Source organism: Gracilibacillus alcaliphilus (assembly GCF_016909015.1).
Classification (GTDB): Bacteria; Bacillota; Bacilli; order Bacillales; family Amphibacillaceae; genus Gracilibacillus; species Gracilibacillus alcaliphilus.
Genome location: NZ_JAFBFA010000014.1, coordinates 34,787 through 57,907 on the forward strand (window position 1 = coordinate 34,787; position 23,121 = coordinate 57,907).

A 23,121-nucleotide genomic window follows, 5' to 3' on the forward strand; every position below is an offset into this window, starting at 1 on the left:
AAAGGAGGAAATACACATGGCTAAAGAAAAGTTTGACCGTTCCAAAGACCACGTTAATATTGGTACAATTGGACACGTTGACCATGGTAAAACAACTTTAACAGCAGCAATTACTAACGTTCTTTTCAACAAAAATGGTAGCGGGGAAGCTCGTGCGTACGATCAAATCGATGGTGCTCCAGAAGAAAAAGAACGTGGAATCACTATCTCAACTGCACACGTTGAGTACGAAACTGATACTCGTCACTATGCACACGTTGACTGTCCAGGTCACGCTGACTATGTTAAAAACATGATCACTGGTGCTGCGCAAATGGACGGAGCTATCCTTGTAGTATCTGCAGCGGATGGTCCAATGCCACAAACTCGTGAGCACATCCTACTTTCTAGAAACGTAGGTGTACCTGCGATCGTTGTATTCCTAAACAAATGTGACATGGTAGATGACGAAGAACTTCTTGAATTAGTAGAGATGGAAGTACGTGATCTATTAAGCGAATATGATTTCCCTGGTGATGATGTACCAGTAATCAAAGGTTCAGCTCTTAAAGCACTTGAAGGTGACGAAGAGTATGTAAATGCTATCCTTGAGTTAATGGATGCAGTTGACGACTATATCCCTCGTCCAGACCGTGATACTGAAAAACCATTCATGATGCCAGTTGAGGATGTATTCTCAATCACTGGTCGTGGTACTGTTGCAACAGGACGTGTTGAGCGTGGTGTTGTAAAAGTTGGTGATGAAGTAGAAATCATCGGTCTTGCTGAAGAAGCAGCTAAAACAACTGTAACTGGTGTTGAAATGTTCCGTAAGCTTCTTGACTATGCAGAAGCTGGTGACAACATTGGTGCATTACTTCGTGGGGTTGCTCGTGAAGATATCAACCGTGGACAAGTATTGGCTAAACCAGGTTCAATCACTCCACACACTGAATTCAAATCAGAAGTTTATGTACTTTCTAAAGACGAAGGTGGACGTCATACTCCATTCTTCTCTAACTACCGTCCGCAGTTCTATTTCCGTACTACTGACGTAACTGGAGTTATCGAACTTCCAGAAGGTACTGAAATGGTAATGCCTGGTGACAATACTGAAATGACAGTTAAACTTATCTCTCCAATCGCGATTGAAGACGGAACTCGTTTCTCAATCCGTGAAGGTGGACGTACTGTAGGTTCTGGTGTTGTATCAACAATTATCAAGTAATAACTTATAATATAAAAAATAGAGCAGCTTTAGCTGCTCTATTTTTTATGGTGTTTTTTTAAGAGTAACACCAAAATCGTTTCTAGCCCCAAACCTTTTTGACCAATTTTGATGAGTGAGGGAGATCCTCTTGTAGTTATATGTCGCTGAAGGCAGAAAGAAGTCAATCGCAGATAGAAGGAGAGCGTGAAGTAGCTGCTCTCCTTTTCTTTAATTATTCAATCTCAATCGCACCATTGGCTGTTCGTACGGTTATTTTATTTTCTCCATCACCATACACGCTTTCCCAGTCTTTTGTACCAAAGGCTCTGATTCTGCCATTGCTTGTTCGCAGATCTAATATGGCATTGGTTGGCTGCTGTTGTGAGATAATATGCACCCGACCGTTGTCTGTGCGCAAGTTCATTGGATAATCAAAACCTTTTATTTGTAAGTTGATCGAGCCATTATCTGTCTCAGCCGTTATTTCACCAGTTATATCATTTCCTGTGATTTTGCCATTGTTGGTTCTGGCGTTGGTATTAGCAGTTATCGAAGTAAGTGAGATTTTACCATTGTTGGAACGAGCGGAAAAGGTACTTCCAGCCATTCCTGTTGCTTCAACCGTGCCATTATTGGTAGAGAGGGCGAGTACGTCACCTTCTAACTGTTGAACTGTTAATTTCCCATTTGCTGTATGTGCTTGCACAGATTCGTAAGTTTCTACGGGTAAATACACGGTCAAGTTGGAAGAGCGCGGAAAGAAATCAAAACTAAACCACGAAAAGCGTTCTTTTACTTTTACAACTAAGGTATTGCCATCTAACTCGGTATCGAATTGATATTTATTGCTTCTGCTACCTTTGGCTTCAAATTCCACCCGTGCTTCCTGTTCGTCTGTTGATTGTAAGAATATGCGGGTATTATCTGTGTTGATGTCTACCCGGTCAAAACTCCAATCTTGAATCGATACAGTTTCTTCCATTGTTTGTTGTGCTCCTTCCTTATAGCTAGAAAAAGTAATAAGCATACCAATAATACCAATGATAATAAAGGCGAGGGCTGTGTAAATTATTTGTCGAGCTGGTTTCACCACTAAGATTCCCCCTTTACAATGCGAATATTAAATGCTAGGTATCTCACAAACCATCGCAGTGTATATATTGTGACAAAATACATCCCAAGAGCCAGCAGTATACCAATTCCTGCTATTGTAATAGAAGCAAATAAATGAAAGAGATAAAAATCATCTGCACCCACAATCAGCTGTATTACTGGTCCAGCCAATTGAATAATAAAGGAGAAAGCAGCTATCCATAATGCGAGTATGGCTGCTGCTATTGCGATAAAGGGGCCTAGTACTAGGATAAGATTTAGAAATCCTAATCCAATTACTGCCCATATGGCTCGAAATACATTTCCCGTCGATGTATGGGCCTGTGCTTGTTCTACATGGTAATTGGCTTGTAAGTCTTTAGCTAACTGCTGTGGAGAACCTAATGCAGCAACAATCTCCTCTTCTGTTTTCCCTTCCGTTAATCCCATATCAAAGTATTCCTGGAAATCACGCAGAATATCATCTTTTTCTGCCTCTGTCAGTCGCACTAAGCTGCTGCGAAGCTCTTGCATAAACCTATCTCTATTCAACTTCTTTTTCCTCCTCCATTAAGGCATTTACGCCATAAGTAAATGCTCGATATTCTGCTTTTAATTCGTGCAGGTGGGCCTTTCCTTCTGCCGTTAATTGATAATACTTTCGGCTAGGCCCCTCTGTAGACTCTTGAAGGTAGCTGGTGCATAGACCTTGCTTTAGGATGCGGCGAAGGATAGGATAGATGGAGCCTTCGGAAATTTCAATTTTTTCGGTAATCCGCTTAATTAGTTCATAGCCATATAAGTCTTGTTTTTCTAATAACACTAAGACACACAGCTCCAAGACACCTTTTTTGAATTGACTATTCAACAAGACACCTTCTTTGTTGTTTGATAATGTAACTATAACACCCACTACTATTCTATGCAAGGTACTAGATAATAAACATTAAAAATTAGTTTATAGATATAACGGAAAACACTGTAGGCATCAATTATGGAAGCAAAATAAAAAAACGAAAAAAATTTCATATAAATGTTGCAATGGCTTGTAAATTTCTATATAATAAAGAATGTTGGTCATAAAACAGGCGATGATGCGGAAGGTTGTTGGAACACCCGGCCCCTTTGCCATGGCTAGTGTACCAAGAAATTTTCGCGGAGAATGTCTATTATTTAAATGGGCGAAAAGGAGGGAAAATAATGGCAAAAGAAAAAATTAGAATTCGTTTAAAAGCGTATGATCACCGTATTTTAGATCAATCTGCAGATAAAATTGTGGATACTGCAAAAAGATCTGGTGCAGGAGTATCTGGTCCGATTCCACTTCCAACAGAAAAATCGGTATACACTGTCTTGCGTGCAACGCACAAGTACAAGGATTCTCGTGAGCAGTTCGAAATGCGTACTCACAAACGTCTAATTGACATCGTAAGTCCAACACCAAAGACGGTAGACTCATTAATGCGTCTTGATTTACCATCTGGTGTAGACATTGAAATCAAATTATAATATACAATTTACAATATAGGAGGTGTGACGGATGACGAAAGGAATCTTAGGTCGTAAAATCGGTATGACACAGCTTTTTTCAGAACAAGGAGAGGTAATTCCTGTAACTGTAGTAGAAGCTGAACCAAATGTTGTATTACAAAAACGCACAAACGAAAATGATGGCTACGAAGCTATTCAGCTAGGATTTGCTGATCAGAAAGCAAATCGTGCAAACAAACCTGCTAAAGGACATGCAGAGAAAGCTAATACAGCCCCTAAGCGCTTCGTTCGTGAAATCCGTGACGTGAATCTTGACGAGTTTGAATTAGGTCAAGAGATAAACGTAGAGATTTTTGAAGCTGGAGATATTATTGATGTAACAGGTACTTCTAAAGGGAAAGGTTTCCAAGGTTCGATTAAACGCCATAACCAATCACGTGGACCAATGTCTCATGGTTCTCACTATCACAGAGGCCCTGGTGCAATGGGAGTAATTGACCCTATGCGCGTATTTAAAGGTAAGAAATTACCTGGACAAATGGGTGGCGAGCAAATCACTATCCAAAATCTAGAAGTAGTTAAAGTAGATGCCGAACGCAACCTGCTTTTAATCAAAGGGAACGTTCCTGGTGCAAAAAAATCATTCGTGAAAATTACGAGTGCAATAAAGGCTAACTAATTAATCATCGAAGGGAGGATATGTCATGCCTAAAGTAGCACTATATAATCAAAGTGGATCACAAGTTGGTGATGTAGAAATCAACGATGCGGTATTCGGAATTGAACCGAACGAACATGTACTGCACGACGCAGTGTTAATGCAGCGCGCTTCATTACGTCAAGGTACACATGCAGTGAAGAACCGTTCTGAAGTACGCGGTGGAGGTCGTAAACCATGGCGTCAAAAAGGAACAGGCCGTGCACGTCAAGGTTCTATCCGTTCACCACAATGGGTTGGCGGTGGAACAGTATTTGGTCCTACGCCAAGAAGCTATAGCTACAAACTTCCTAAAAAAGTTAGAAGATTAGCACTTAAATCTGCTCTTTCTTCTAAAGTAAAAGAGGACAGCTTAGTAGTATTAGAAGGAATTGCTATCGACACTCCAAAAACAAAAGAAGTAGTTTCTATGTTAACTTCTTTAAATGCGGATAAGAAAGCATTGATCATAACAGCAGAGAAAGATGAAGTATTAGCAAAATCAGCTAACAACCTTCAACATGTCAAGGTATTAACAGTAAGTGAAGTAAATGTACTAGACTTGCTTACGCATGACAAGCTGATCTTAACAAAAGAGGCAGCTGAAAAAGCAGGGGAGGTGCTTGCATAATGGCAGATGCACGCGATATTATTAAGCGCCCAATTATTACAGAACATTCTGCAGATCTAATGGCAGACAAGAAATACACATTCGAAGTGGAGAAAAAAGCTACTAAAACACAAATCAAAGCAGCAGTTGAAGAAGTCTTTGGTGTAAAGGTAGTCAACGTGAACACTTTAAATAAAAAAGGTAAATTCAAGCGTATGGGACGTTACGGCGGCTACCGCCCTGACCGCAAGAAAGCAATTGTTCAATTGTCTGAGGACAGTAAAGAACTAGATTTCTTTGAAACGCTATAATCTGACTTATAAAGGAGGGAAAACAGATGGCGATTAAAAAGTATAAACCAACTTCTAATGGTCGTAGAGGTATGACAACATTAGACTTCGCTGAGATTACTACTAATCAACCAGAAAAGTCTCTACTTGCACCATTAAGCAAGCGTGGTGGACGTAATAATCAAGGTAAATTAACCGTTCGTCATCAAGGCGGTGGACACAAACGTAAGTATCGTATTATCGATTTCAAACGCGACAAAGATGGAGTACCAGGCAAAGTTGCTACAATCGAGTATGATCCAAACCGCTCAGCAAACATCGCATTAGTTAACTATGCAGATGGAGAAAAACGATATATTCTTGCACCAAAAGGTATCAAAGTAGGTCAGCCGATCGAATCAGGATCTAATGCAGACATTAAACCAGGTAATGCATTACCATTAATTGATATCCCAGTTGGTACAGTGATTCATAACATCGAATTAAAGCCAGGACGTGGAGGTCAATTAGTACGCTCTGCTGGTGCACAAGCACAAATCCTTGGTCGTGAAGGTAAATATGTATTAGTTCGTTTATCTTCTGGTGAAGTTCGCTTAATCCTAGCAACTTGCCGTGCAACAGTTGGTCAAGTTGGTAACATTGAGCATGAATTAATTAACGTTGGTAAGGCTGGACGTTCTCGCTGGTTAGGCAAGCGCCCAACGGTTCGTGGTTCTGTAATGAACCCTAATGATCACCCGCATGGTGGTGGTGAAGGACGCGCACCAATCGGACGTAAATCACCAATGTCACCTTGGGGTAAACCAACGCTTGGCTACAAAACGCGTAAACGCAACAAGCCATCAGATAAATTTATTGTACGTAAACGTAAAAAATAACGGGATTGTACGACGGGGAATTTCACCCGTCTGGCAATCGCGAAGGGAGGCTTATCCATGGGTCGCAGCTTAAAAAAAGGACCTTTCGCAGATGACCATTTATTGAAAAAAATTGATAAATTAAATGAAGATGACAAGAAAACTGTAGTAAAGACTTGGTCTCGTCGTTCTACTATTTTCCCAAGCTTCATCGGTCATACGATTGCGGTATATGATGGTCGCAAACATGTACCAGTATATGTAACAGAAGATATGGTTGGACATAAATTAGGCGAATTTGCTCCAACACGTACGTATAGAGGGCATGCCGGAGATGACAAGAAAACAAAACGTTAATTGAGAGGAGGTACTCCTAATGCAAGCAAAAGCTGTTGCAAAATCAGTTCGTATTGCTCCTCGTAAAGTTCGCTTAGTGATCGATTTAATTCGCGGCAAAGCGGTAGGAGAAGCAATTGCTATTTTAAAACATACACAACGTGGTGCTTCACCAGTTGTTGAAAAATTATTAAACTCTGCGATCGCAAATGCAGAGCACAACTATGAAATGAACCCTGATAATTTAGTAGTGTCAGAAGCGTTTGTCAATGAAGGTACTACATTGAAACGTTTCCGCCCACGTGCACAAGGACGTGCATCACAAATCAACAAACGAACTAGCCACATTACAGTGGTTTTATCTGAGAAAAAGGAGGGATAATCTGTGGGTCAAAAAGTAAATCCAACGGGTCTTCGTGTCGGTATTATCCGTGATTGGGAATCTAAGTGGTATGCAGGAAAAGACTATGCAGACCTTTTACATGAAGATATTAAGATTCGCGAATATATTGAAGAACGCTTAAAAGATGGTGCTGTATCTAAAGTTGAAATTGAAAGAGCAGCCAATCGTGTAAACATCTCTATTTCTACAGCTAAGCCAGGTATGGTAATCGGTAAAGGTGGTTCCGAAGTAGAAGCACTTCGTAAATCATTAAACAGCCTAACTGGTAAAAGAGTTCACATTAACATCGTAGAAGTGAAAAAAGCAGATTTAGATGCGAAATTAGTAGCGGAAAACATTGCTCGTCAATTAGAAAACCGTGTATCTTTCCGTCGTGCTCAAAAACAGACTATCCAACGTGCTATGCGTGCTGGAGCGAAAGGTATTCGTACGCAAGTTTCTGGTCGTCTTGGTGGAGCAGATATGGCAAGAGCAGAGAGCTACAGTGAAGGAACAGTTCCACTTCATACTTTACGTGCAGATATTGATTATGGTACTGCAGAAGCAGATACAACATATGGTAAATTGGGTGTTAAAGTATGGATCTATCGTGGAGAAGTCCTTCCAACTAAAAACAATAAATAAGGAAGGGGGCAACTTATTATGTTAATGCCTAAACGTGTAAAACATCGTAAGCAACATCGTACAAGTTTGAAAGGTAAAGCAAAAGGCGGTACGGAAGTAGCATTTGGAGAATTTGGTCTTCAAGCAATTGAACCAGCATGGATTACCAGCCGTCAGATCGAAGCAGCTCGTATAGCGATGACTCGTTATATGAAGCGTGGTGGTAAAGTTTGGATCAAGATTTTTCCAGATAAGCCTTATACAGCTAAGCCGTTAGAGGTTCGTATGGGTTCTGGTAAAGGTGCTCCTGAAGGATGGGTAGCCGTAGTTAAACCTGGTAAGATTATGTTTGAAATTGCTGGTGTATCGGAAGAAGTAGCTCGTGAAGCACTTCGTCTTGCAGCTCATAAATTACCGATCAAAACGAAATTTGTAAAACGAGAAGAAATTGGTGGTGAAATCAATGAAGGCTAAAGAAATTAGAGAACTAACCACTGCCGAAATTGAACAAAAGATCAAATCATTAAAAGAAGAGCTTTTCAATTTGCGTTTCCAATTAGCCACTGGTCAATTGGAAAACACAGCACGTCTGCGTGAAGTGCGCAAGTCAATTGCACGCATGAAGACGGTTGTCCGCCAAAGAGAGCTAAACGTAAATAACGGATAATAAAGGAGGTTAGCCTCGATATGAGTGAACGTAATAATCGTAAGGTATACACTGGACGTGTTGTATCTGACAAAATGGATAAAACAATCACTGTCGTAGTTGAAACATATAAATTCCATAACTTATATGGAAAACGTGTAAAATACTCAAAGAAATTCAAGGCTCATGATGAAAACAATACTGCTAAAATCGGCGACATTGTACGAATCATGGAAACAAGACCACAATCTAAAACAAAACGTTTCCGTTTGTTAGAAGTTGTGGAAGAAGCAGTTATTATTTAATTAAAGTTCGCTCGGAGTAATTCCGAAGGGAGGGTACTTAAAGATGATCCAACAGGAATCTCGATTAAAAGTTGCAGATAACTCAGGAGCACGTGAAGTACTAACTATTAAAGTACTAGGCGGTTCCGGAAGAAAAACAGCGAACATTGGTGATGTGATTGTTTGCACGGTGAAACAAGCAACACCAGGGGGCGTTGTTAAAAAAGGTGAAGTAGTAAAAGCTGTAATCGTACGTACGAAGAGTGGAGTAAGACGTAAAGACGGTTCTTATATTCGATTTGATGAAAACGCAGCGGTTATCATTCGTGATGACCAAAGTCCAAGAGGTACTCGTATTTTTGGGCCAGTTGCACGTGAATTACGTGACGCGAAATTCATGAAAATCGTATCTCTAGCTCCAGAAGTATTATAAGCAGATTACGACATATCGTGTAAGGAGGTGCGGATAGCATGCACGTAAAAAAAGGTGATAAAGTACAAGTGATTTCAGGTAAGGACAAAGGCAAGCAAGGAGAAATCTTAGCTGCTTTCCCTAAGAAAAACCGTGTACTTGTTGAAGGTGTTAACATCGTGAAGAAACACGCAAAACCTTCTCAAGAGAATCCACAAGGCGGTATCTTAAATCAAGAAGCAGCCATTCATGTATCTAATGTTATGCCATTAGATCCGAAATCAGGTGAGCCGACTCGTGTTGGTTATAAAGTAAGTTATGAAGAAAGAAAAGACGGAACGAAAAAACGTGTTAGTCAGCGTATCGCTAAAAAATCTGGTGAGCTATTAGATAAATAGTCGTAGCGGTGAAAGGAGGTTTACGTGATGAACACTTTAAAAGAAAAATACAACAACGAAATTGTATCTTCATTAGTGGAGAAGTTTAATTATAAATCTGTAATGGAAGTACCAAAAGTAGAAAAAATCGTGATCAACATGGGTGTTGGTGATGCAGTACAAAACTCTAAAGCTCTAGATTCAGCTGTCGAAGAGTTAAGTCTAATCACTGGACAGAAACCAGTTGTAACAAAAGCGAAAAAATCAATTGCAGGCTTCCGTTTGCGTGAAGGAATGCCAATCGGTGCCAAAGTAACATTACGTGGAGAGCGTATGTACGACTTTCTTCAAAAGCTTATCGATGTATCACTTCCACGTGTACGTGACTTCCGTGGTATTTCTAATAAAGCATTTGACGGCCGTGGTAATTACACATTAGGTGTAAAAGAACAATTAATTTTCCCAGAAATTAATTATGACCGAGTAAGTAAAGTTAGAGGTATGGACGTTGTTATCGTAACGACTGCTAATTCTGATGAAGAAGCTTCTGAACTATTAACTCAACTTGGCATGCCTTTCCAAAAATAAGTGAAAAGCTAATATAAGGAGGGAAAAGAGTGGCTAAAAAATCAATGATCGCTAAGCAAAAACGCCCAGCAAAATTTAAAGTGCAAGAATATACTCGCTGTGAACGTTGCGGACGTCCACATTCCGTAATTCGCAAATTTAAACTTTGCCGTATTTGTTTCCGTGAACTTGCATATAAAGGTCAAATTCCTGGTGTTAAAAAAGCAAGCTGGTAAATCCCCGAAGAGGGAAGGAGGTAAAAATAATGGTTATGACAGATCCAATTGCAGATATGCTTACTCGTATTCGTAACGCTAACATGGTTCGCCATGAGAAATTGGAATGCCCAGCGTCGAATCTTAAAAAAGAAGTTGCAGATATTCTTAAACGTGAAGGATTTATCCGTGACTATGAATTAGTAGAGGACAACAAACAAGGAATCCTTCGTATCTTTTTGAAGTATGGAAAGAACGATGAGCGTGTAATCACTGGTTTGAAACGTATTAGTAAACCTGGTTTACGTGTTTATGCAAAAGCTGACGAACTACCTAAAGTATTAAACGGCTTAGGAATCGCAATCGTTTCTACTTCTAAAGGTGTATTATCTGATAAAGAAGCACGTTCACAAGCTATCGGCGGCGAAGTGCTAGCATATATTTGGTAAGATTATTTTCTAGATGACAGGAGGTGCCAGAGCATGTCTCGTATAGGTTTAAAACAAATCGAAATACCACAAGGCGTAGAAGTAAAAGTTGATGGTAATCACGTTTCTGTTAAAGGACCAAAAGGTGAATTAAGCCGTACTATTAACAGCGACATGAAAGTTAATATTGAAGAAAATGTACTATCTGTTGAACGTCCAACTGATAGCAAAGAACATAAAGCATTACATGGTACAACCAGAAGCCTGATCGCAAACATGGTAGAAGGAGTACACAAAGGATTCGAGAAAGCACTTGAAATCCAAGGTGTAGGTTACCGTGCACAAAAGCAAGGAAACAAGCTAGTTGTCAATGCTGGTTATTCTCACCCAGTAGAAATCGATGCCGTAGAAGGTATCGAAGTCGAAGTACCTGCTAACACAAGAGTAGTGGTAAAAGGTATTGATAAACAATTAGTTGGTGCTATTGCAGCGAATATCCGCGCAATCCGCCCGCCTGAACCATACAAAGGTAAAGGTATCCGTTATGAAAATGAATATGTACGTCGTAAAGAAGGTAAAACAGCTAAGTAAGGTTAGGTAGGGAACAGAAAGGAGTGACCTAGATGATCACAAAGCCTGATAAAAACAGTGTACGTAAAAAGAGACATCAGCGTATCCGCAAGAACCTATTCGGTACTCAGGAACGCCCGCGTCTAAACGTATTTCGTTCAAATAAACACATCTACGCACAGTTAATCGATGACGTAAACAACGTTACATTAGCAAGTGCATCAACTGTAGATAAAGAATTAAACCTTGAAGCAACTGGTAATGTTGAGGCAGCACAGCAAGTTGGCGAATTAATCGCTAAGCGTGCTATCGATAAAGGTTTTAAGAATGTTATCTTTGATCGTGGTGGATATTTATATCATGGTCGAGTTAAATCTCTAGCAGATGCTGCTCGCGAAGCAGGTCTTGAATTTTAATCAAAAAAGGAGGGACATATGTTGCGTACTAACATCGACCCAAACAAATTAGATTTAGAAGAACGCGTAGTAACAATTAACCGTGTAGCAAAAGTGGTAAAAGGTGGACGTCGCTTTCGTTTTGCTGCATTGGTAGTAGTCGGAGATAAAAATGGTCACGTTGGATTTGGTACTGGTAAAGCGCAAGAGGTACCAGATGCGATTAGAAAAGCAATCGATGATGCGAAGAAAAACTTAATTGAAGTACCGATCGTTGGTACTACTATTCCACACGAAATCCACGGCCAATTCGGAGCTGGTAACATTTTAATGAAGCCTGCTGTAGAAGGTACTGGAGTCATCGCTGGCGGACCTGTACGTGCCGTATTAGAACTTGCTGGTGTAGGAGATATCCTTTCTAAATCATTAGGATCTAACACACCAATCAACATGGTTCGTGCAACAGTAAGTGGTTTAAGTGAATTAAAACGTGCGGAAGAAGTAGCATCACTTCGCGGAAAATCTGTAGAAGAATTGTTAGGATAAGGAGGGATATCGAATGTCTAAATTAGAAATTACCCTCAAACGCAGTGTCATCGGTAGATCAGAAGGACAAAAGGCTACTGTTCAAACACTAGGTCTTAAAAAGATTCATCAATCAGTAGTCCGTGAAGATACTCCTGTCGTGCGAGGCATGATTAACAAAGTATCACATTTAGTTGACGTAAAAGAAGTTTAATTAATTCAGTTATAAGAGGAGGTGCTCAGATGAAGCTTCATGAATTAAAACCAGCACAAGCGAAAAAACAACGCAACCGCGTTGGTCGTGGTATGGCTTCAGGTAACGGTAAAACATCTGGCCGTGGTCATGGTGGTCAAAATTCTCGTTCAGGCGGGGGTGTACGTCCAGGTTTTGAAGGTGGTCAAATGCCACTTTTCCAACGTCTGCCGAAACGTGGTTTTACAAACATCAACCGCAAAGAGTTTGCCATTGTAAATCTTGAAACATTGAACAACTTTGATGAAGGTACAGAAGTAACACCTGAGCTTTTACTTGAATCTGGTACCATCAGCAAGGTAAAGTCTGGCGTTAAGATTCTTGGTAATGGTAAATTAGAGAAGAAATTAACAGTAAAAGCTCATAAGTTTTCTGCTTCAGCGAAAGCAGCTATCGAAGCAGCGGGCGGTCAAACTGAGGTGATCTAATGTTCCGTACAATTTCCAATTTTGTGCGTGTGGCTGATATAAGACAGAAAATCATTTTTACACTTCTGATGTTAATAGTATTTCGGATCGGAACTTTTATTCCGGTTCCTTTTACCGATCGTACAGCTATTGACTTCATGAATGAGCAGAATGTATTTGGTTTACTGAATACATTCGGCGGCGGGGCTTTGCAAAACTTCTCCATCCTGGCGATGGGAATTATGCCTTATATCACGGCTTCGATTATTATGCAATTATTGCAAATGGATGTCGTTCAGAAGTTCTCTGAATGGAAGAAGCAAGGTGAGATGGGCCGTAAGAAGCTGGCGCAAGTCACCCGTTACGCAACAATCGTGTTGGCCTTCATTCAGGCATGTGCCATGTCTGTAGGTTTTAATGCTATGTCAGGTGGGATGTTAATTACTGACCCTGGTATAGGGAAATTTCTAGTCATTGCCATTGTATTAACCGGTGGAACTGCATTTTTGATGTGGTTAGGTGAACAAATAACAGCACACGGTGTCGGTAATGGTATTTCGATCATTATCTTTGGCGGTATCGCAGCTGGTATTCCAAATGGCATTAATCAAATCTACGCACAATACTTTGGATCTGGTGCTGGAGATGAGCTATTCATAAATATTGTTATTGTTGCGTTGATTGCCTTGATTATCCTTGCTGTTATAGTAGGTGTTATTTACATTCAACAGGCATTGCGTAAGATTCCAGTACAATATGCGAAACGAGTAGTGAATCGTTCACCAGTAGGAGGACACAGTACGCATTTACCATTGAAAGTAAATGCAGCCGGGGTTATTCCGGTAATCTTTGCAGTTTCGTTTATTATTGCACCTCGAACGATTGCAGGATTCTTTGAAGATAATCAATTTGCAGCAACAATTTCAAGAATTTTTGACTATACAAACGTAACTGGTATGATTATCTACGTGGTGCTAATCATCGCATTTACGTATTTCTATACATTTGTTCAAGTGAATCCAGAACAAATGGCTGACAATTTGAAAAAGCAAGGTGGTTACATCCCAGGTATTCGCCCGGGTAAGACAACGGAGACTTATTTAACACGTGTTATGTATCGACTAACATTTGTTGGAGCACTTTTCTTAGCTGCGGTAGCTGTTTTACCTCTAGTATTAGGGGATATAGCGAACTTACCACAAACAGTTCAGATTGGTGGAACAGGGCTTCTAATTGTTGTTGGTGTTGCACTGCAAACCATGAAGCAACTAGAAGGACAGCTAGTAAAACGTAACTATAAAGGTTTCATTCAATAAAACGTTGATATGTCGCAAATGACAGAGAGCGAGGGGAAAACCTTGAATTTAATCCTTATGGGGCTTCCTGGTGCAGGGAAAGGTACCCAGGCAGAAAAGATTGTAGAGAAATATAATATTCCTCATATCTCAACTGGGGATATGTTTCGTTTAGCTATCAAAGAAGGAACAGAGCTTGGACAGAAAGCGAAAAGCTATATGGATGAAGGTGCTCTGGTTCCTGATGAGGTTACTATCGGTATAGTAGAAGAGAGGCTTAGCAAGGAAGATTGCCAAGATGGTTTTTTACTAGATGGTTTTCCACGCACATTGGCACAGGCTGAGGCGTTAGATCAATTGCTGTCTAATTTAGGACGTCAAATTGATTATGTGCTGCATGTGGATGTTGATCAGGAAGAGCTGGTAGAAAGACTAACTGGCCGCTGGATTTGTCCCGAGTGTGGAACAGCCTATCATGTACGTTTCAACCCTCCAAAGGTAGAGGGGAAATGTGATAAAGATGGTGCAACACTGATTCAGCGCAAAGATGATCAGCCAGCCACTGTGAAGAATCGTCTAGAGGTAAACATCCAGCAAACACAGCCAATGTTAGACTTCTATTCTGCAAAAGGCGATTTAGTAGCGATTAATGGCGCTCAAGATATCAATCAAGTATTTGCTGATATTGATGAGAAATTACAAGCAATTTCTTCATGATATGTGATTAACTTGGTATAATAATATCAGGTTTGAACATGATGAATAAGGTATAACGTAAACCTAATTGAAGGTGAAGATGATTGAGTCAATCAGATAATTATCCGGAGTTGGGTCAGGTTGTTCAAATCCTACAAGGACGCGAAGCAGGTCAGTTTGCAATTGTAATTAAACAATTAGACAGCCGTTTTGTGTTGTTGGCTGATGGAGATAAGCGTAAGTATAACAATCCTAAGAAGAAGAACTTGCAGCATATTGCATATACACGATATATATCTCCTGAAGTACAAAGAAGCCTTCTCGAAACAGGGCGCGTAACCAATGGCAAGTTACGTTATGCTATAAATAAATTTGTCGAAGAATACGAGAGACAGATTTGAAGAAGGGAGATCAACTCGATGGCGAAAGACGATGCAATTGAAGTAGAAGGTACTGTAGTTGATACACTGCCTAATGCGATGTTTAAAGTAGAACTTGAGAACGGTCATACCGTATTGGCTCATGTGTCTGGTAAAATTAGAATGCACTTTATTCGTATTTTACCAGGAGACAAGGTTACGGTTGAACTTTCTCCATATGATTTAACAAGAGGTCGAATAACGTACCGTTATAAATAAAATGCTCCGATACAAGAGGAGGTATGGAAGATGAAGGTAAGACCATCTGTAAAACCAATTTGTGAAAAATGCAAGGTTATTCGTCGTAAAGGAAAAGTAATGGTAATTTGCGAAAATCCTAAGCATAAACAAAAACAAGGATAAGAGGAGGTGTAAGTAATCTATGGCACGTATTGCTGGTGTAGATGTTCCGCGTGATAAACGCGTTGTAATTGCTTTAACTTACATTTATGGTATTGGTAAAACAACTGCAAAGAAAGTATTGGAACAAGCTGGTGTCAATGAAGACACTCGTGTTCGCGATTTAACAGAAGAAGAATTAAGCCAAATTCGTCAAAATATTGACAACTTTACTGTAGAAGGTGATCTTCGCCGTGAAGTATCCCTAAACATTAAGCGTCTGATTGAGATTGGCTCTTATCGTGGTGTTCGTCATCGCCGTGGTTTACCAGTTCGAGGACAAAAAACGAAAAACAACTCACGTACTCGTAAAGGTCCTAGAAAGACAATGGCTAACAAAAAGAAATAACATATAAAGGAGGTTTACTTATCTATGGCACGTAAAACAAATACACGTAAACGTCGTGTGAAAAAGAATATAGATACGGGTATTGCACATATCCGCTCTACTTTCAATAATACGATTGTAACGATTACAGATGTGCAGGGAAATGCAATCAGCTGGAGCAGTGCAGGTGCACTAGGATTCAAAGGCTCTAAGAAATCCACTCCATTTGCAGCTCAAATGGCTGCAGAATCTGCTGCAAAAGCGGCACAAGATCATGGATTAAAAACTTTAGAAGTTACTGTGAAAGGACCTGGTGCTGGACGTGAAGCAGCAATCCGTTCCCTTCAAGCAGCAGGTTTAGAAGTAACTGCCATTGTTGATGTTACACCAGTTCCTCACAATGGTTGTCGCCCGCCAAAACGTCGTCGAGTTTAATTAGTATATTATTTGTTAATCTGTCTATAATGGTTTATGATAGCTTAATAAAGTTTTAATGGTATATCACTGCCCTTTTTTTAGAGGGTGCGTGGATTGAAATAACTTTTGAGTCACACACACCATTGCATCGATAGAAGACAAAGTCACAATTGCATAGTGCAGAAACGGGAACTGCCTACCTGGGGAATTTCGGTTAGACTTGGGGTCTAACCGGGGTTTCGACGTTTTAAAGGAGGGTTTAATGAATGATCGAAATTGAAAAACCAAAAATTGAAGCAGTAGAGATCAGCGATGACGCTACTTACGGTAAATTCGTTGTAGAACCACTTGAACGTGGATACGGTACTACACTTGGTAACTCCTTGCGTCGTATTCTACTATCTTCACTGCCAGGCGCTGCTGTCACATCTGTTCAAATAGATGGAGCTTTACACGAGTTTTCCACAGTAGAAGGCGTAGTAGAAGATGTAACAACTATTATTCTCAACTTAAAGAAACTTGCGTTAAAGATCTATTCTGATGAAGAGAAGACATTAGAGATAGATGTACAAGGAGAAGGTAAAGTTACGGCTGCGGATATTATTTTTGATAGTGATGTTGAAATTCTAAATCCAGATCTTCACATCGCTACTGTGGCTAGCAATGGCCATTTAAAGATGAGAATCTCCGCACAAAGCGGCCGAGGATATCGTCCAGATGATTCTAATAACCATGAAGATCGTCCAATTGGAGTGATTCCAGTGGATTCTATCTTCACTCCAGTTTCTAAAGTAACTTATCAAGTTGAAAATACTCGTGTTGGTCAAGACGCCAATTATGATAAATTAACATTTGATGTGTTAACAGATGGAAGTATCCGTCCGGAAGAAGCAATTTCTTTAGGGGCTAAGATCTTCACCGAACATATGGATATTTTTGTGAGTTTAACCGATGAGGCGAAGAACGCTGAAATCATGATTGAAAAAGAAGAAGATCAGAAAGAGAAAGTTCTAGAAATGACGATTGAAGAACTTGATCTATCTGTCAGATCTTATAACTGTTTAAAACGTGCAGGAATCAATACTGTACAAGAGCTGGCTTATAAATCGGAAGAAGATATGATGAAAGTACGAAACTTAGGTCGTAAATCACTGGAAGAAGTGAAACATAAGTTAGAAGATCTAGGTTTAGGCTTGCGCAAAGAAGATTAATAAAGTCATCTGAGATATCGAACGAAGGAGGGATATTCCATGGCTAGAAAATTAGGTCGTACATCAGATCAACGCTTAGCTTTACTTCGCGGATTAGCTACAGATTTAATTATCCATGAACGTATCGAAACAACAGAAGCGAAAGCGAAAGAACTACGCTCAGTAGTAGACAAAATGATCACACTTGGTAAACGTGGTGACCTTCATGCACGTCGTCAGGCTGCTGCATACTTATATAAAGCAGAGGCGAACGAAAATGAAGACGCGGTTCAAAAGCTTTTCAATGACGTTGCAAAGCGCTATGAAGATCGTCAAGGTGGATATACGAGAGTGCTAAAATTAGGACCTCGTCGTGGTGACGGTGCAAATATGGCAATCATTGAATTGGTATAAACAATTCCATATCATCAATGTTAAGGGGCAGGACTTAATCTCGTTTAGAGGTCAATCCAGGCCCTTTTTTGCTTGGAATCTGTAAAATGAAAAAGGAAAATAACCAGCAGTAATTTTAAATAACCACTTATAATATAGCATGGCCATGTGAAAGGAAATATGTATAATACTGATTATGTATAGCGACATACTTAGTCCCAACTTAACAGAGGATAGGTGCAAGGCCACGCTTCAGCCAACCACTCTGCTTTTCGTGGGCGCGGCCTCAGCTAACTTGAAAAAGAAGCACACTTTTTCAAGTGGATCTTCAACCCGTGATGTTCCCGCAAAAGTCTACGTGGTTGGCTTACGCTAGAATAAAGTTCTATTATTAATGCATGCAATAGCATAGAGCTTGATAGTTTTAAAATATTTATCGGATTTCTTTTCTATGTTTATAAGTTAATCATCGAACCTAGAGTACTTGATTTTGGCAGTTGTAATCGCTGAAGCACTTCCATCTAGCGTAGGAAATATGCGAAGACTCCTGCGGGGATAGCGCAGTGCGAAGACCCCGCAGGAAAAGTGTTTTGCTTTTCTGAGGTTGCTGAAGCAAGCCCGCGGAAAGCGAAGCATATTTCCGAAGCGATGCCAAGCAGAATAAAACTTTCTTAATCCAAACATAGAAAATAGTTCCTATACATAATCTGTATTATTTATCTTTAGTTTTTCGACAAATTCTTATAGTATTCTCCATCGATAACCTGATAGAATATAGTTATTACCTGGGAAATAATGATGTAAGGAGCAAATAATAATGGTTGCTATTGAATTTCGTGATGTGTATTTCCGCTATAACGAAGATACTCCATGGGTACTGAAGAACTTCAACTTGAAGATAGAGAGCAAGGAGACCGTTGCTATCCTAGGGCACAATGGTTCAGGTAAATCCACTATTGCCAAATTGGCAAATGGTTTGTTAATGCCGCAAGCAGGAGAGATCTTTATTGATGATCGAAAAATAACGCCGACAAATGTTTGGGAAATACGACAAAAAATCGGGATGGTATTTCAAAATCCAGAAAATCAATTTGTGGGTACAACCGTACGTGATGATGTAGCATTTGGTTTGGAGAATAGAGCAATTGCCCGTGAAGAAATGCTGCGCCGCATTCAGGAGAGCCTGCAGCAGGTAGGGATGGAAGCCTATGAGAATCATGAACCCCACCATTTATCCGGAGGACAAAAGCAGCGTGTAGCAATTGCCAGTGTGATGGCCATACATCCGCAAGTATTATTGTTAGACGAGGCAACTGCCATGTTAGACCCAAGAGGAAAGAAAGAGATTCTTGCTACTGTGTTGTCATTAAAAGAACAGTTGGCCATTACAACCGTTATGATTACCCATGATTTACAAGAGATATCAATTGCTGATCGCGTCATTGTGATGAATAAAGGAGCAATCTTCAAGGATACGACGACCGATAAGTTGTTCAATAGCCATCAAGAATTGCAATCTATTGGCCTAACCATTCCATTATCTGTACAATTAGCTATAGAATTGGAGCAATATGGCTACCCATTTTCTACGTATCCATTGAAGCAGGAGGAGCTTATAGAAACATTATGGAAATCACATTTAAAGATGTAAGTTATACCTACCAGCCAAATACGCCGTTTAGCCATCAAGCACTGACCAATATGAACCTCACCATCCGAGATCAAGAATTTGTGGCAGTAGTAGGTCATACTGGTTCTGGTAAATCGACATTGCTTCAGCATATCAATGGGCTTTTAATTCCCTCTAGCGGAGAAGTACAGATTGGTTCATTTGTCCTGTCTAAAGGTCAGAAAAAACAAGACTTGAAAAAATTAAGAGAAAAAGTAGGGGTCGTTTTTCAATATCCTGAGCATCAATTATTTGAGGAAACAGTAGAGCGAGATATTCGTTTTGCAATGGAGAATTTCCATATACCTAAGGAAGACATCCAACCGCGTATTATGGAAGCATTGGCACAAGTGAACCTGGAAGAAGAGGTGCTTGCCAAATCTCCGTTTGAATTAAGCGGGGGGCAAATGCGCCGAGTAGCCATTGCGGGGGTATTAGCTATGAAACCAGAGGTATTAATTCTAGACGAGCCAACTGCCGGTCTGGATCCGCAAGGGCAACAAGCAATCATGGATTTGTTTTATCGAATTCACAAAGAAAGAGGTACCACTACGATTTTGGTAACCCACCAAATGGCGGATGCTCTAGCCTATGCAGACAGAATAATCGTTCTGGCAAAAGGGAGTATGCTAATGGAAGGAACACCAGAGCAAGTCTTTGCTAATCCAGATTTGCTTGCTGAGGCGAATTTGGATATGCCAGAGGTGCTAACTTTGCTGAATCACTTTGAGGAACGATTTGGTATCCATATCGCTTATCAACGGCAATCAGCGCACGACTTAGCCAAAGAGATGATAGAAAAGTTAAGGGAGACTTAGTGATGAAGTCTTATATGATTATAGGGCAATATGTGCCAGGGCATTCGTTTATCCATCGACTGGATCCGAGAACCAAGTTAATGATTATTTTTACCTTTGTCTTTATTGTTTTTTTTGCTAATAACTTGGTTAGTTACAGTTGGTTAACTCTCTTTGCCTTTGCGGCTGTCCTGCTGACTCAGCTGCGTCTTGGATATATTATCAAAGGGATCACCCCTGTATGGTTTTTGATTGTGTTTACGCTACTTCTACATATAATTGTGACAAAGGAAGGGCCGATTTTGTTGGAGATAGGCAGCTTTGCTATCCACCAAGGCGGTATCGAGCGCGGGCTGATGATTTCATGGCGCTTTATGTTGTTGGTTTTGGTTACATCTTTGCTGACGTTGACGACCGCGCCAATGGAGATTACCGATGCCTTAGAGATGCTGTTAGGTCCTTTCAAGAAGCTGCGCATACCTGTCCACGAGCTGGCTTTGATGATGTCGATATCCCTGCGCTTTATCCCGACTTTATTAGATGAGACAGAGAAGATATCTAAAGCACAAGCATCAAGGGGTGTCGATTTCCGTACAGGTTCGATGAAGAGCCGTATTTATGCGATTGTTCCGTTGCTAGTTCCTTTATTTATCAGCGCCTTTAAGCGGGCGGAAGACCTGGCGATGGCAATGGAAGCCAGAGGTTATCGCGGAAGTGAAGGAAGAACCAAGCTGCGTCAGCTGCAGTTTAAGCGGATAGACTATATAACGGCGATTGTCTATCTTGCTGTTATGATAATGTTCCTATTCTTACGTCAATAAGGAGTTAAACAGATGAGATGGAAAGCAAAGATTCGATATGATGGTACACAATTCTCCGGTTATCAAATTCAGCCTAACACGCGGACGATTCAGGGGGAACTGGAAGCTGTCTTAAGCAAAATGCATAAAGGAAGATCGATACGTGTAACTGCTTCTGGGCGTACTGATCAAGGCGTACATGCGATTGGACAGGTGATTCACTTCGACACTGATTTAAATATCCCTGCTCCAAATTGGGTAAAGGCATTAAACACCATGCTTCCCGATGATATAGAAGTTGCTGATATGATGCAGGTTTCAGAGAGCTTCCATGCTCGTTTTGATGTAGCAGAGAAGGAGTATCATTATGTGATCGGTACGGGTGAATATAACTTATTTCAGCGTCATTACCGCCATTTTATCGAAGATCGATTAGATGTTAAGGCTATGCAGACTGCCAGCCAGTTTTTGTTGGGAACCCACGATTTCAGTTCGTTCTGTGCAGCCAATCATACATTAAAAGGGGATAAGGTGCGCACGATTACGGCGGTGAAGGTAGAACCACAAGCAGATCAGTTAATTATAGCTGTCCGCGGGACCGGTTTTTTATATAATATGGTGCGGATTATTGCTGGTACCTTAATTGAAGTGGGTTTGGGCCAGCGTGAGCCAGAACAGCTGCAGAAAATTATTGCAGCAGAGAACCGATCCGCAGCAGGAAAGACTGCCCCGGCTCAAGGTCTTTATTTATGGGCGGTTAAATATAAAAACTAAATGAAGTAAACTATTGACATTTAGGACAACTTGTTATATTATGGTCTATGGCATTTTATTTTCTAAACCACGAATAGCCCCGGAAACTACTCGTGTTAGAATATAAATCGGACTATAATGAACAATGGAATCATGAACTAGGAGGTAAGATCATGCGTACAACTTTCATGGCGAATGAAAATAATATCGAACGTAAATGGTTTGTTGTCGACGCAGAAGGAAAAACGTTAGGTCGTTTAGCAAGTGAAGTTGCTTCTATCCTTCGCGGAAAACATAAACCAACATATACACCGCATGCTGATACTGGTGATTATGTAATCATTATCAACGCGGAAAAAATCGAACTTACAGGTAAGAAATTGAGTGACAAACTATACTATCGTCATTCTAACCACCCAGGTGGATTAAAATCACGTACTGCTGGTGAAATGCGTGAAAAATATCCAGAACAAATGTTAGAGCTTACTATTAAAGGTATGTTACCAAAAGGTAAATTAGGCCGTAAAATGGGTAAAAAATTACATGTCTATCGTGGCGCTGACCATAAACATGAGGCACAAAAACCAGAAGTTTACGAACTTCGCGGATAATTAAAAGGAGGTTACCATAGTGGCACAAGTACAATATTACGGTACCGGACGCCGTAAAAGTTCAACTGCTCGTGTACGTTTAGTTCCAGGTACTGGACGTATTCTTGTTAATAAACGTGACGCGGAGAGCTATTTCCCTTACGAAACTCTTCGTACAATTATCAAACAACCATTAGTAGCTACAGAAACAGAAGGCAGCTATGATGTATTAGTAAACGTAGATGGCGGAGGTTTCACTGGTCAAGCTGGTGCAATCCGTCACGGAGTTGCTCGTGCATTATTAGAAGCTGATCCTGAATACCGCGCTACATTGAAGCGTGCAGGATTCTTAACACGTGACGCACGTGAGAAAGAACGTAAGAAGCCAGGTCTTAAGAAAGCCCGTCGTGCTCCTCAGTTCTCAAAACGTTAATAAACCAACGTTCAAAGGCTCTTTTCACTTATGTGGAAAGGGTCTTTTTTTGGGGTAATTAAGTATTAAATATGTTTTGTAGAATTGATGTGAAAGGCTTATTTGTTTTGCTATACTTACTATAAGTGTAATAGGGCTTTCATGGGTGTGGTTCGCCTCTTTTTGAGAGGGGGTGACACTATGTAAGTATTCGAAACATTAATGTTTATCTATACTATAATATTGAGTAGGTAATAACGTATTCCACGTTATTATTTACTCTTTTTTTATATCTACATACTTCTATTAACTGTAC

Annotated in this window: 39 protein-coding genes and 1 pseudogene; 37 read left to right on the forward strand and 3 right to left on the reverse strand. The window is 40.3% G+C overall.

Annotated elements, in window-relative coordinates; genetic code table 11:
• Positions 1-16: 16 nt before the first annotated feature.
• Positions 17-1,207 (forward strand): elongation factor Tu, encoded by a 1,191-nt coding sequence (tuf, locus tag JOD18_RS11705; protein WP_204669221.1) that lies wholly within the window; start codon positions 17-19, stop codon positions 1,205-1,207.
• 214 nt (positions 1,208-1,421) lie between these two features.
• On the opposite strand, the gene JOD18_RS11710 is transcribed toward tuf, so the two are convergent.
• Genes JOD18_RS11710 through JOD18_RS11720 form a run of 3 tightly spaced genes read right to left on the reverse strand, consistent with a single transcriptional unit; the run spans position 1,422 to position 3,149 of the window.
• Entirely contained in the window at positions 1,422-2,282 is an 861-nt protein-coding gene (locus JOD18_RS11710) for a DUF4097 family beta strand repeat-containing protein (protein WP_204669222.1), read from the reverse strand.
• On the reverse strand, positions 2,282-2,833 hold the full coding sequence (locus tag JOD18_RS11715; protein ID WP_204669223.1) for a DUF1700 domain-containing protein: 552 nt from the start codon (positions 2,831-2,833) through the stop codon (positions 2,282-2,284). Before JOD18_RS11715 ends, JOD18_RS11710 begins: the two co-directional genes overlap by 1 nt.
• Positions 2,826-3,149, reverse strand: coding sequence for a PadR family transcriptional regulator (locus JOD18_RS11720; protein WP_204669224.1), 324 nt, complete (start codon positions 3,147-3,149; stop codon positions 2,826-2,828). Before JOD18_RS11720 ends, JOD18_RS11715 begins: the two co-directional genes overlap by 8 nt.
• 332 nt (positions 3,150-3,481) lie before the next feature.
• Between JOD18_RS11720 and rpsJ the strand changes: the two genes are divergently transcribed.
• The 36 genes and pseudogenes from rpsJ (at position 3,482) to rpsI (ending at position 22,826) form a co-directional block, all read left to right on the forward strand.
• A complete protein-coding gene (gene rpsJ / locus JOD18_RS11725) occupies positions 3,482-3,790 on the forward strand; it encodes a 30S ribosomal protein S10 (protein ID WP_204669225.1) in 309 nt (102 codons plus the stop codon).
• A gap of 31 nt (positions 3,791-3,821) precedes the next feature.
• Positions 3,822-4,451: a 50S ribosomal protein L3 gene (gene rplC / locus JOD18_RS11730; RefSeq protein WP_204669226.1), complete on the forward strand. Its 630-nt coding sequence runs from the start codon at positions 3,822-3,824 to the stop codon at positions 4,449-4,451.
• Between the two features lie 25 nt (positions 4,452-4,476).
• Positions 4,477-5,100: a 50S ribosomal protein L4 gene (rplD, locus tag JOD18_RS11735; RefSeq protein ID WP_204669227.1), complete on the forward strand. Its 624-nt coding sequence runs from the start codon at positions 4,477-4,479 to the stop codon at positions 5,098-5,100.
• Entirely contained in the window at positions 5,100-5,390 is a 291-nt protein-coding gene (gene rplW, locus JOD18_RS11740; RefSeq protein WP_204669228.1) for a 50S ribosomal protein L23, read from the forward strand. Before rplD ends, rplW begins: the two co-directional genes overlap by 1 nt.
• A 26-nt stretch (positions 5,391-5,416) precedes the next feature.
• On the forward strand, positions 5,417-6,247 hold the full coding sequence (gene rplB, locus JOD18_RS11745; protein ID WP_204669229.1) for a 50S ribosomal protein L2: 831 nt from the start codon (positions 5,417-5,419) through the stop codon (positions 6,245-6,247).
• A gap of 57 nt (positions 6,248-6,304) precedes the next feature.
• A complete protein-coding gene (rpsS, locus tag JOD18_RS11750; protein WP_204669230.1) occupies positions 6,305-6,583 on the forward strand; it encodes a 30S ribosomal protein S19 in 279 nt (92 codons plus the stop codon).
• A 19-nt stretch (positions 6,584-6,602) separates the two neighbouring features.
• Complete coding sequence (gene rplV / locus JOD18_RS11755; RefSeq protein ID WP_204669231.1) at positions 6,603-6,944, forward strand: 50S ribosomal protein L22; 342 nt, start codon at positions 6,603-6,605, stop codon at positions 6,942-6,944.
• Positions 6,945-6,947: 3 nt separating this feature from the next.
• Positions 6,948-7,589, forward strand: coding sequence for a 30S ribosomal protein S3 (gene rpsC, locus JOD18_RS11760; protein ID WP_204669232.1), 642 nt, complete (start codon positions 6,948-6,950; stop codon positions 7,587-7,589).
• Positions 7,590-7,607: 18 nt separating this feature from the next.
• Positions 7,608-8,042: a 50S ribosomal protein L16 gene (gene rplP, locus JOD18_RS11765; RefSeq protein ID WP_204669233.1), complete on the forward strand. Its 435-nt coding sequence runs from the start codon at positions 7,608-7,610 to the stop codon at positions 8,040-8,042.
• Positions 8,032-8,235 (forward strand): 50S ribosomal protein L29, encoded by a 204-nt coding sequence (rpmC, locus tag JOD18_RS11770; protein WP_204669234.1) that lies wholly within the window; start codon positions 8,032-8,034, stop codon positions 8,233-8,235. The genes rplP and rpmC overlap by 11 nt, the downstream gene beginning before the upstream one ends.
• Positions 8,236-8,255: 20 nt before the next feature.
• Positions 8,256-8,519 (forward strand): 30S ribosomal protein S17, encoded by a 264-nt coding sequence (gene rpsQ, locus JOD18_RS11775; protein WP_204669235.1) that lies wholly within the window; start codon positions 8,256-8,258, stop codon positions 8,517-8,519.
• A 43-nt stretch (positions 8,520-8,562) separates the two neighbouring features.
• Positions 8,563-8,931: a 50S ribosomal protein L14 gene (gene rplN, locus JOD18_RS11780; RefSeq protein ID WP_204669236.1), complete on the forward strand. Its 369-nt coding sequence runs from the start codon at positions 8,563-8,565 to the stop codon at positions 8,929-8,931.
• 38 nt (positions 8,932-8,969) lie between these two features.
• Entirely contained in the window at positions 8,970-9,308 is a 339-nt protein-coding gene (rplX, locus tag JOD18_RS11785) for a 50S ribosomal protein L24 (protein WP_204669237.1), read from the forward strand.
• A 27-nt stretch (positions 9,309-9,335) separates the two neighbouring features.
• On the forward strand, positions 9,336-9,875 hold the full coding sequence (gene rplE, locus JOD18_RS11790) for a 50S ribosomal protein L5 (RefSeq protein ID WP_204669238.1): 540 nt from the start codon (positions 9,336-9,338) through the stop codon (positions 9,873-9,875).
• Positions 9,876-9,904: 29 nt separating this feature from the next.
• Positions 9,905-10,090 (forward strand): 30S ribosomal protein S14, encoded by a 186-nt coding sequence (rpsN, locus tag JOD18_RS11795; protein WP_054787917.1) that lies wholly within the window; start codon positions 9,905-9,907, stop codon positions 10,088-10,090.
• Positions 10,091-10,119: 29 nt separating this feature from the next.
• Positions 10,120-10,518 carry a 30S ribosomal protein S8 gene (rpsH, locus tag JOD18_RS11800; RefSeq protein ID WP_204669239.1) on the forward strand — a complete coding sequence of 133 codons (399 nt, stop codon included), beginning with the start codon at positions 10,120-10,122 and terminating at the stop codon, positions 10,516-10,518.
• Between the two features lie 33 nt (positions 10,519-10,551).
• Complete coding sequence (gene rplF / locus JOD18_RS11805) at positions 10,552-11,088, forward strand: 50S ribosomal protein L6 (RefSeq protein ID WP_204669240.1); 537 nt, start codon at positions 10,552-10,554, stop codon at positions 11,086-11,088.
• Positions 11,089-11,120: 32 nt separating this feature from the next.
• A complete protein-coding gene (gene rplR / locus JOD18_RS11810; protein ID WP_204669241.1) occupies positions 11,121-11,483 on the forward strand; it encodes a 50S ribosomal protein L18 in 363 nt (120 codons plus the stop codon).
• A gap of 18 nt (positions 11,484-11,501) precedes the next feature.
• Positions 11,502-12,008 (forward strand): 30S ribosomal protein S5, encoded by a 507-nt coding sequence (gene rpsE / locus JOD18_RS11815; protein ID WP_338029533.1) that lies wholly within the window; start codon positions 11,502-11,504, stop codon positions 12,006-12,008.
• Positions 12,009-12,021: 13 nt separating this feature from the next.
• The gene (gene rpmD, locus JOD18_RS11820; protein WP_204669242.1) at positions 12,022-12,201 is read left to right on the forward strand and encodes a 50S ribosomal protein L30; all 180 of its coding nucleotides are present in this window, start codon (positions 12,022-12,024) and stop codon (positions 12,199-12,201) included.
• 29 nt (positions 12,202-12,230) lie between these two features.
• The gene (gene rplO / locus JOD18_RS11825) at positions 12,231-12,668 is read left to right on the forward strand and encodes a 50S ribosomal protein L15 (protein ID WP_204669243.1); all 438 of its coding nucleotides are present in this window, start codon (positions 12,231-12,233) and stop codon (positions 12,666-12,668) included.
• Positions 12,668-13,963 carry a preprotein translocase subunit SecY gene (secY, locus tag JOD18_RS11830; protein ID WP_204669244.1) on the forward strand — a complete coding sequence of 432 codons (1,296 nt, stop codon included), beginning with the start codon at positions 12,668-12,670 and terminating at the stop codon, positions 13,961-13,963. Before rplO ends, secY begins: the two co-directional genes overlap by 1 nt.
• 42 nt (positions 13,964-14,005) lie before the next feature.
• Entirely contained in the window at positions 14,006-14,659 is a 654-nt protein-coding gene (locus JOD18_RS11835; RefSeq protein WP_204669245.1) for an adenylate kinase, read from the forward strand.
• Between the two features lie 83 nt (positions 14,660-14,742).
• Positions 14,743-15,080: pseudogene (locus tag JOD18_RS11840) on the forward strand (KOW domain-containing RNA-binding protein).
• A complete protein-coding gene (gene infA, locus JOD18_RS11845; protein ID WP_062321807.1) occupies positions 15,058-15,276 on the forward strand; it encodes a translation initiation factor IF-1 in 219 nt (72 codons plus the stop codon). The pseudogene JOD18_RS11840 and the gene infA overlap by 23 nt, the downstream one beginning before the upstream one ends.
• Before the next feature lie 30 nt (positions 15,277-15,306).
• Complete coding sequence (gene rpmJ / locus JOD18_RS11850) at positions 15,307-15,420, forward strand: 50S ribosomal protein L36 (RefSeq protein ID WP_003156543.1); 114 nt, start codon at positions 15,307-15,309, stop codon at positions 15,418-15,420.
• Between the two features lie 19 nt (positions 15,421-15,439).
• Positions 15,440-15,805: a 30S ribosomal protein S13 gene (rpsM, locus tag JOD18_RS11855; RefSeq protein WP_204669246.1), complete on the forward strand. Its 366-nt coding sequence runs from the start codon at positions 15,440-15,442 to the stop codon at positions 15,803-15,805.
• A gap of 24 nt (positions 15,806-15,829) precedes the next feature.
• Complete coding sequence (gene rpsK / locus JOD18_RS11860) at positions 15,830-16,219, forward strand: 30S ribosomal protein S11 (protein WP_204669247.1); 390 nt, start codon at positions 15,830-15,832, stop codon at positions 16,217-16,219.
• A gap of 248 nt (positions 16,220-16,467) precedes the next feature.
• Positions 16,468-17,412: a DNA-directed RNA polymerase subunit alpha gene (locus tag JOD18_RS11865; RefSeq protein WP_204669248.1), complete on the forward strand. Its 945-nt coding sequence runs from the start codon at positions 16,468-16,470 to the stop codon at positions 17,410-17,412.
• Between the two features lie 39 nt (positions 17,413-17,451).
• Positions 17,452-17,805 carry a 50S ribosomal protein L17 gene (rplQ, locus tag JOD18_RS11870; protein WP_204669249.1) on the forward strand — a complete coding sequence of 118 codons (354 nt, stop codon included), beginning with the start codon at positions 17,452-17,454 and terminating at the stop codon, positions 17,803-17,805.
• Positions 17,806-18,601: 796 nt separating this feature from the next.
• Positions 18,602-19,435, forward strand: a complete 834-nt coding sequence (locus tag JOD18_RS11875; protein ID WP_204669250.1) for an energy-coupling factor transporter ATPase — start codon at positions 18,602-18,604, stop codon at positions 19,433-19,435.
• Positions 19,411-20,271, forward strand: a complete 861-nt coding sequence (locus tag JOD18_RS11880; RefSeq protein ID WP_204669251.1) for an energy-coupling factor transporter ATPase — start codon at positions 19,411-19,413, stop codon at positions 20,269-20,271. Before JOD18_RS11875 ends, JOD18_RS11880 begins: the two co-directional genes overlap by 25 nt.
• A gap of 2 nt (positions 20,272-20,273) precedes the next feature.
• Complete coding sequence (locus tag JOD18_RS11885) at positions 20,274-21,071, forward strand: energy-coupling factor transporter transmembrane component T family protein (protein ID WP_204669252.1); 798 nt, start codon at positions 20,274-20,276, stop codon at positions 21,069-21,071.
• Positions 21,072-21,083: 12 nt separating this feature from the next.
• A complete protein-coding gene (truA, locus tag JOD18_RS11890; RefSeq protein ID WP_204669253.1) occupies positions 21,084-21,824 on the forward strand; it encodes a tRNA pseudouridine(38-40) synthase TruA in 741 nt (246 codons plus the stop codon).
• 152 nt (positions 21,825-21,976) lie between these two features.
• Positions 21,977-22,414 carry a 50S ribosomal protein L13 gene (rplM, locus tag JOD18_RS11895; RefSeq protein ID WP_204669254.1) on the forward strand — a complete coding sequence of 146 codons (438 nt, stop codon included), beginning with the start codon at positions 21,977-21,979 and terminating at the stop codon, positions 22,412-22,414.
• Positions 22,415-22,433: 19 nt separating this feature from the next.
• Complete coding sequence (gene rpsI, locus JOD18_RS11900; protein WP_204669255.1) at positions 22,434-22,826, forward strand: 30S ribosomal protein S9; 393 nt, start codon at positions 22,434-22,436, stop codon at positions 22,824-22,826.
• Positions 22,827-23,121: the final 295 nt, after the last annotated feature.